This window comes from Acinetobacter sp. YH12063 (assembly GCF_013419715.1).
GTDB classification, from domain to species: domain Bacteria; phylum Pseudomonadota; class Gammaproteobacteria; order Pseudomonadales; family Moraxellaceae; genus Acinetobacter; species Acinetobacter amyesii.
This window is the reverse complement of sequence record NZ_VOZO01000028.1, coordinates 1-8228: the sequence shown is the minus strand read 5'-3', so window position 1 is coordinate 8228 and position 8228 is coordinate 1. Positions and strand designations below refer to the sequence as shown.

12 protein-coding genes are annotated in these 8228 nt (G+C 43.7%); all 12 read right to left on the bottom strand.

What is annotated here, in order from left to right:
- Positions 1-333 (bottom strand): DUF3168 domain-containing protein (locus FTU12_RS15895; protein WP_180114961.1); only part of this gene is annotated, 333 nt, incomplete at its 3' end.
- On the bottom strand, positions 330-785 hold the full coding sequence (locus tag FTU12_RS15890; RefSeq protein WP_180114960.1) for an HK97-gp10 family putative phage morphogenesis protein: 456 nt from the start codon (positions 783-785) through the stop codon (positions 330-332). The genes FTU12_RS15895 and FTU12_RS15890, both read right to left, overlap by 4 nt.
- Positions 786-792: 7 nt before the next feature.
- Positions 793-1122 carry a phage head closure protein gene (locus tag FTU12_RS15885; protein WP_180114959.1) on the bottom strand — a complete coding sequence of 110 codons (330 nt, stop codon included), beginning with the start codon at positions 1120-1122 and terminating at the stop codon, positions 793-795.
- Positions 1123-1130: 8 nt separating this feature from the next.
- Complete coding sequence (locus FTU12_RS15880; protein WP_180082657.1) at positions 1131-1421, bottom strand: head-tail connector protein; 291 nt, start codon at positions 1419-1421, stop codon at positions 1131-1133.
- Positions 1418-2854 carry a phage portal protein gene (locus tag FTU12_RS15875; protein ID WP_180114958.1) on the bottom strand — a complete coding sequence of 479 codons (1437 nt, stop codon included), beginning with the start codon at positions 2852-2854 and terminating at the stop codon, positions 1418-1420. Before FTU12_RS15875 ends, FTU12_RS15880 begins: the two co-directional genes overlap by 4 nt.
- A gap of 10 nt (positions 2855-2864) precedes the next feature.
- Entirely contained in the window at positions 2865-3032 is a 168-nt protein-coding gene (locus FTU12_RS15870) for a hypothetical protein (protein ID WP_180114956.1), read from the bottom strand.
- Positions 3033-3108: 76 nt separating this feature from the next.
- Complete coding sequence (locus FTU12_RS15865) at positions 3109-4437, bottom strand: phage major capsid protein (protein ID WP_180114954.1); 1329 nt, start codon at positions 4435-4437, stop codon at positions 3109-3111.
- Positions 4434-5027 carry an HK97 family phage prohead protease gene (locus FTU12_RS15860; RefSeq protein ID WP_180114952.1) on the bottom strand — a complete coding sequence of 198 codons (594 nt, stop codon included), beginning with the start codon at positions 5025-5027 and terminating at the stop codon, positions 4434-4436. The genes FTU12_RS15865 and FTU12_RS15860 overlap by 4 nt, the downstream gene beginning before the upstream one ends.
- 60 nt (positions 5028-5087) lie before the next feature.
- Complete coding sequence (locus FTU12_RS15855; RefSeq protein WP_180114950.1) at positions 5088-6761, bottom strand: terminase large subunit; 1674 nt, start codon at positions 6759-6761, stop codon at positions 5088-5090.
- 4 nt (positions 6762-6765) lie between these two features.
- Positions 6766-7218 carry a terminase small subunit gene (locus FTU12_RS15850; protein WP_180114949.1) on the bottom strand — a complete coding sequence of 151 codons (453 nt, stop codon included), beginning with the start codon at positions 7216-7218 and terminating at the stop codon, positions 6766-6768.
- A gap of 341 nt (positions 7219-7559) precedes the next feature.
- Positions 7560-7853: an HNH endonuclease gene (locus tag FTU12_RS15845; RefSeq protein ID WP_180114948.1), complete on the bottom strand. Its 294-nt coding sequence runs from the start codon at positions 7851-7853 to the stop codon at positions 7560-7562.
- The gene (locus FTU12_RS15840) at positions 7792-8073 is read right to left on the bottom strand and encodes a hypothetical protein (protein ID WP_180114947.1); all 282 of its coding nucleotides are present in this window, start codon (positions 8071-8073) and stop codon (positions 7792-7794) included. The genes FTU12_RS15845 and FTU12_RS15840 overlap by 62 nt, the downstream gene beginning before the upstream one ends.
- Positions 8074-8228: the final 155 nt, after the last annotated feature.

The following is an 8228-nucleotide window of genomic DNA, read 5'->3' as shown; positions in this document are numbered from 1 at the left end:
ATCCCAACCACGGCCATGCAATTTGGTCTCAGCATCAATACTATCAGGATGCTTTCCGTTGTAATAAAACCCTGCTTGCTCTAAAGCTATTCGGGCCTTTAAACGCAAATCTTCCGCTTCCTTAGGATTGGAATGCCAAATCACCATTTGATATGTGTCATTTTCATCGATCGCACCACAATCAATTGTGTTTTCAGGTTCTGAGCCTATGCCTTGAAAAACCAAATATGGAACCGCTGTGCCAATGTCTGCTTGGCTTAAAAAGATTCGATCTCCGAATTTTGATGCTAAATAAGTATCGGCTTTAATCGTTTTAGCAATTGGAGCTGTCATTTTGCGAGTTCCTTATCTAATTCAACACTGAAAACTTGTGAGAATTTATCAGTCACTTTTTGAATATTGCTGCTCATTGCGGGGCGCATGAATGGAACCGCAACATTGTGTGCTGAACCAAACTCCACCCAACGCCAGTGCCTTGTATCGCCACCGCTTGTATTGGGTGGATTTGGATTGGAAAATGACGCACCACCACGCACACCAACACGCATTACGATTTGATTTGAATTGCGCGATTTACCGCCTGAAACAGCGATATTTTTCCAGATCTTTTCTGCTGTTTCAGGATCATCAATCGCCTTGGCATTCACTCGCGCTGCATCACGGACAATATTCATTGCTTGGCGGGCTGCTTTACGTGCTATGCGCTTGGCTGCCTTACTACTCGTCAATAACTTGAGCTTTCGATTTAGCTCATCAATGCCATGTATTTGCACATCAAGTGACATAAGCACCTCACATAGTTGAAAGCAAGAACGTCACCGACTCGTAACCTGTGTTTGTATCTTCAAGCGCTTGGCTATCAATTGAGTAGGTTTTGCCTTTGTAAATCACGCGCATTGTCGTGTCGATATCTTCTCTATAGCGGATCTTTAAGCGTGCAACTATTTTAGAATTACTAGCCTGTGCGGCAATTAGATCCTTACCCGATAAATGAGTGACTTTGGCCCACAAAGGCATGTAATCAACCCATTGCTCAGGGATTGGATAGCCATCTTCATCACGACCTGACGTAAAGTGTTGCACCATGATTCGATGGCGGAGTTCGCCAGCATTTTGGGTCATAAAACCTCCTAAACAGCAGTTGGCTTACGATATGGATATAACAAGGCTTGCACTGGCATAGGCAGATAATTACCGTTCAGCGGTGCATCTGATTCAGCATTTCGATATTTATCCCAATACCCACAAAGCATTAAAATTGCTTGGTGGATAGCTTTTGGATATTCAGACTCAAATTCATCTGTGATGTAATTTTTAACAGCACTATCAGCTGCGTCCAAATATCCCTGTAACATCGTGTCGTTTGAATCATCGTCATAGCGCAAATGCTCTTTAAGGGTGTCTAAATCAACAATGCTCATTCATCACCCCATTTCTTTTGCGCTAATTTAAAGTTTTCATGGCTAAATTCACCCGAATGGTCTTTTTCACAGTGCCATAACGAGCCTTTATGCGTCACAAACTGGCCTGATTTATACTGGTTTTCAGTCTTAAAAACGCCTTGATATTGGCCTTTTTGGTCTGAATTTTCGGTATTTTGAGGCGTATTTGGTGCAGATTTGCCAAAAGGGTCATCCAACTGGTCACGCTTAGACAATGCTTCAAGCGAATAGTTCTGCTGCTGCATGTAAACCGTGTCACCACCCACCAAAGGCTCTAAATTAAACTGCTGACGCGCTTCATTTGGAGTAAAGATTGAAGCCTTAACTCCGCGCTCCTGAATGCTCATTTTTGTTTCTTTATCCATGCGGAGCAGAGAATCAACATCAAGGAATATTTCAAGGCCACGCGCTTTTAAGTCAAATGCATCATCAAGCAGGTTTTCAATAGCTTCTACCGGGCTTTGTATACAGTCAGAAAAATAGATTTCACTCAAATCGCCAACCTTCTGCCCTGCCGGAATTGTTCCATACCCAACTTTAAACGCTGGCACATGCAACACTGAGCAAATAATTTCATTCGACATTTTCAGCTGCTCAATCGTTTGAGTATCCGAAGCTGTCATGCTGATTGGCTGATATTTCAAATCATCACCGAGCACCGCAGTTTTACCGATGTTTTGGCCGGTGTAGTTCGCATTCCATGATGCACCGATGGAACGTGCTTTATCTTCTGAAATAGCACCAGGAGCAACCAAAATACCGCTTGGCCGGCTCATGTTTCCAAAAGAGGTTTTAGAGTTTTTCAGAATGTTTAAACCGAGCCCTGCTGAAATTCCATAAGCAGTAATGGCAGGAATACCAACCAATGGATGGTAAAGGCAGTTTTCACGATCATGGATAATCTCGGAGGCTGGAACAACAACAGACTCTGTGCTATTCAGCCGATCAATCCCAAGCTGGTAAAAGACTTGCCCATCATCACTAATCAGTGGTTTTGTTTGATCTGGATTTAAAATAACAATTTTAACTACCTGCCCAAATACATCACGCACCTTAAATCCGTATGCATTACCACGGAGCTTTCGACAGATCATCCAGAACTCTAAAAACTGCTGCCAGTTCTGGTAATGGTTTGGCCGCTTAAGAACCACCAGATCCTCAGGAATGGGCGCATCAACTAAAATTCCGCCTTTCTGCTTTTTAAGCAAAACACCCATTTTCCCAATATCTTGGGAGATTAAAGAAATACACGAGAAAACTGCTGGATGTGCCGCCAAATCTTCACGAGTCAGCTCATCGTTTTTCTGCCAAGCACCAGAATAAGGCTCATGCACAAATAAAGAAGTCCACCCTTGGTTTGAATGGACACTTTGCAGTGATTTTTTTCGGAAAAGTCTGTCAAAAATGCCCATCTAAACCGCCTTATTTTTGCTCTGTGGTATCTGTTTTGGTCTTGCGAGTCGTCTTTTTAGGTTCTTCGTAAGCTTCCGCCACACCTGTTTTAATCAAAATGTTTGCTTCAAATTCAGTAACTTCAAGCACATCACCTGGATTGGCGCTATGCATAACCTTTAAATATTTAATCTTCATAGACTGTTCCTATAGCTAAACAATTGTGATGCTTAGATATAAAAACAACCCCAATTAAGGAGCTGTTTTAGGTCGATTAACCACCTGTTGCATAGTTAAGAAATGCTGCGGCAATCGGACGACGTTTTGCCCAAGTGATGAACTTCTCAACACGTACCGCAAATTTGTTTTCTTGCCATAAGTGGTGAGTCGTACCACCATCAACCAAGGTTGCTTGATCAGAGTAAGACACATCCACGCCACCATCCTGAGCAAGCAGGATTTCAGAAGTCTTCACAAGAATGATCTTGTCGCCTACTGCCTGCGATGTGATGACTGGGATACCCATTAATGTACGGGTGCCGCGAAGCGCCATACCTGTGAAATAGCTATTGCCTAACGCATCACGCAACAAACTGATTTGTGCGGCGCGTGTTTCAGACATTAAGAAATATGAGCCATCCAATGAAAGGTTGGCTGTCACAAAGCTATTAATAAGAGCTAATAGGTCAGCTTCATATGCTGCCGCAGTTGTGCCCGTGTTAGGGGTTGCTACAACGCCATTTAAAACACCTGCTGGGCGCGTAGTTGATGCAGCCACCGTATCAAGGAAAGTATTATCAATAAGCGTTTTTGATGCTTCGATAAGATCATCACGCACCAAAACATCTACCGCTGGATCAGAACGTCGCATTAATTCTTGTGTATAAACCGTGATTGCGGCAAGCTTGTGTTCTTTAATTTCAACTTCACCGTAGGTTGGGTTGGTTAATGGCTTGGCCGCACCTTCACCCACCCAAGCAGCAGTGCCGCCTGTTAATTGGCTTGGGATTTTTGAGTTGAACGGTACATTACGGAATCCTGTAAGTTGGTCAAATACGGTTGCAGCACGGAGCATGTCAACAAATTCACCAACCAAGCGGTTTTCTTGCACTAATGCAGATGCAAAACCAACGTCTGTTGTAGTACCGAGTGTGGCTTTTGTCACTAAGTCCTGAACTTCACCACCAAAACCCATTTGCTTAGCCATGTCTACTGGTGAAATGAAGTTGCCGTTTTTGGCTGCCAATTGTGAGCAAAGCTTTGCACGTGCGTATTGTGCAAAACCAATACCTTTGGGTAGGTTTGATTCCACCTGAATGCGTGGCACTTCTTTTTTACCTTCAGCAGTATCTTTTGCTTGTTCGGAAGTTTCACCAGCCACAGGAGTTGCTGTTTTAGCAGCTTCATCAGCAGCGGCAATCTGCTTTTTGGTGCGTTCAATGTTTACATTTAGAGCAGCAATGTCTTTTTCAATCGCTTGAATTTCAGCTTCTGTGGATTCATCTGGTGTTGTGCCTTCGGCAGATGCCTTAGATAAAGCCGTTTGCATTGCTTGGTTTTTTTCAGACAATGCTTTTAGCAATTTAGCTAAATATTCTTTCATAGTTTTACTCCACCCTTTGTTGGGCAATTCAGTTTTACGACAATGTGTTTTTGCTCAGATGAATCGCCATCTGCAGCGGGTTGCTGAGGTTCATTGCCCAACGCGGCTTTGTATTCCTCAAATGCTTTTGCGTAATCCACGCCTGCTTCACGGTTGCAAGGCGTCGTTACAAGTGACAGTTCAATAAGTTCCCATTTATTAAACTTAATACCGCCATCTTGAATAAATTCGGCGCTCTCCCAATCAGCATTGAAGCCAACTGAAAGACCGGTAATTAGTTTGTATTGGACACTTTGGAAGGCTTCATCCACACGCTCTTTGAGCTTCCCTTCTTCTTTGATTTCAGGAATGTAGAATTCAACTTCGATTGTGCTTTCTAGAACGGTGATTTTGGTTACATACCCAACAACCAATTTGCTGTCGTGGTGCAATAACAGTGGTACTGGCAAAGTGAACTGCACACCACTCGGCACCATGATGTCCTTTACGCGATCAGGGTTGCTTGTGCTAGCTGTGCCGGTAAATGTGCGAGTAGATTCATCAAAACTCTTAATTTCAAATGAGCCGAAATTCTTAAATAAAGCTCCCATTGAGGCTTTCTCCCAAAATGAAAAAACCTCCAAAGAAGGAGGTTAATAAATTGCATATTTCTAAATGAAAAAGACGTTGTATTCTTTTTCGGCCTGTTCAGGATTCATACTCATAAGTGCCACCGCGTTAAACGTAGCAATCAATGGATCGATTTTGCCTACACCTGATTCCTGCTTACTGATCATCATGCCGTTTCCTTTTACGACAGCACGCGCATTACCTACACACCAAGTCATTAGCCCTTGTCCTGCATGGTAAAGATTGCCTTCAGCTAGTTTTCGTTCTGTAGTGAGGATATAACCCATCAATTTAAAACCTTGAGGTACGGCGGTGAGCTTATCTTCAGGAATGCCAGCATCAAGTAAGCCATCCAATAGACCACCCAGGCCAAGAGGATCGAGTCCAATTTTGTCGAGCTTGCCAGAATCAAAACACTTCTTTGCAATTGCTGCCAATTGGTCAATGTCATCACCAATACGCTCAACAATGGTCAGGCTTTTTTCCTTCTCATAGTCGGCATACTTTGGCGCATTCTCTTTACGTCTTTCGACTGCGGTTTTATTGCACCAAGCATGGTTCCAGAGCCACCATTTACGGCTTTTTGCATGCCGACCAAGTACAGCGAAACCTAGCAAGTCATCCAGACCACCACCATCGATACCGCAGGTGATGACATCTGATTGCTCAATCAATTTATCCAATGTGAATTGTTTAGATTGTTGCAGCCAATATTCAGCACCTGCCCAGCGGTTGGCGCGTAGGTTTAAGCCAATTGGTACATTTAAGTGTTTTGCAAGAAAGTCCCGAAGTGATTCTTCACCAGCATCTTTAACCTTCTCAAATTCATTAATCAGATAGTCTAGATCAACCGATGCGCCTAAATTTGGATTGGTAACGTAGAAGTTTTCAGGTTTTAAATGTTCATCCGCTTCTAGCATCCATTCTGGAAACTCGTAAATCAGCGGTAAGAACTGAGGATTGACCTTTACACCGTCCCGAATATCACGCGCATAGTCCAGCAATTGCTTGAACACACCGCATGGCGTTTCATCTGACATGGTGGACAGGTAAATCACACAGCCTTCTGGCCGTGATGCCAGGCCACCTTTTGCTTCACGAAACATCGATTCAGCGTTTGAGCGCTTCCCAAACAACCAAACCTCATCGATCAGAATGATTGAGGCCTTTTTACCTGCAGCAGCGTTACTTTCCGCAGCAATCACTTTTAGAGTCGCATTGGTACCCAAGTGAGTGACTGTTTTGGTGTGCTCTGAAATATTAAACATCTCCTGAAGCTCAGGATCTGCTTTGATAAAGTCTCGGATTGGGTTGAATGAATTATCGGCAACTTCTTTTGTTGGTGCCAGAATGATGAGCTCAGCCGACATACGATCATTTAAGATCAAGGCCACCATCATAATTCCAGCCGCAATCGTGGACTTAGTATTTTTCTTAGAGATCAGCAAGAAGAATTCGCGAATTAAACGCTTCTTCTGCACCGGATCGTAGGCACCAAAGATTGCCCGGACAAATTCAATTACCCAATCGAGTGTGACTTCACCCATTTTCGGGCTACCCATCACATCGACCAAAATTAATTCTTTAAAAATCCGCTCTGCTACGTCCGCCACTTCTGGGAAAAGCGGTTCACATGGCATGAGTGACTTTTTAGCGACAATACGTTCCTCCCAGTCTGGGCAGGATGTTGTCCATTCCGGGAGCATTACTGACATAAATTTAACTTCTCAACTGTGAGCCCAATGTTCCAAACTTCCCGCCTTGAGTGGCTTTTTTAGCTTCATCGGCTTTGGTTTCTTTCTTGCCTTTTTCAGCAACCTTGCCATGGAAATACGGAAGGGCTGCTTTTGCTGCATCCATTCGCAATTTCATATCTTCGACAGGATCAGTCCAAATTTCTTCTAAAAATTTGAGCGGGTCAGCACGACTGCCAGCAGCTTCAATGTCTTTTTTAGTGATGATTGGTCGTGATTCTGGCTTGGAATCAACTTTAACTTCGGTGTTAATCTTAAGCCTTTCAATGTATGCAATCACATCAGGATCTTTAGCTAATCTCGACCCGGCTTGTGACGCTGATTCAGGACTGTAACCCGCGAAAATAGCGGCCTGCTTGTTATCTGCACCATCATGTTTAGATTGGGCAAATGCCTTCTTTTTAGCTGTTAAAGCCATGTGCCCTCCTTTAACATATTTGTGAAATGGGAAATTTTTTTATAAATGAGATGGCGGGCGGTGTCCGCTGGCTCAGGGTTGTAAACTTTTTACCTCCCCCGCCCTGTATTTACTTCCGATCAAAAATAACCTTAGATTGCAGAAGACTTTTCTCCATCCTGTTTTATTGATCGCCTCAGCTCTATTGGGAATACAGTCCACACCACCAATCAAATCAGAGTTGCGCAGTGTTGCGCACTCAACCCACCAACCATTGAGATAGACCTCTGCATAAACACCCTTTGTAAGTCGCAAGTATTCATTTGAGCACAAAGAGATGTGTGTTGCCGTAACTGGATCATTCACTGCTTACTCTCCTTGCTCGTCTTTGTCTTATGACACGACGGGCACAACGATTGCAGATTGGACTCATCATCCGTTCCGCCTTGCGCCTTGTTCTTGATGTGATCTAACTCAAGATCCATTGTCACACGACCACAGCACTGGCATGTCCACTCATCACGAGTGTGGATCTTCTGCTTCAGTCTGCGCCATGGTCTACCACCTCGTCCGCTGCCCCAATTCTTTTTGGGTTCAAGTCTTGGCTGCTTGGGTGTCATCGCCTGCAGTTTGGTTTGAAGTCTTGGGAGTTTCATTTACTTTTAATTCCGAAAGTTGAGCATCTATCTGCAGCTGGTTTATTGGATTAACCTCAATGATTGCTTTCCAAACATTCCCAACCTCAGCAACCAAAGTCACCTTTGTAACCCCTTCAAGTCTTGAGCCATCATCAAGTAAGACCTGAGTCCCATGTGCTGAATGAGCACCTCGTTCTGATTCTTTCAGCTTGGGTATGATTGATAAAACTTTAGGCATATCTTATTCATCCATATATCTAGGCTGACTTGGCTCGTCCTCGTCGGGATTTAACTGAAGTAGCAACTCCTGAATCTGACTGCTCTGTGTTACCACTATCTGAATCAGCTGACTGTTCTGTTGCAGCACTTGATTGTTCTGCTTTACGATCTCGG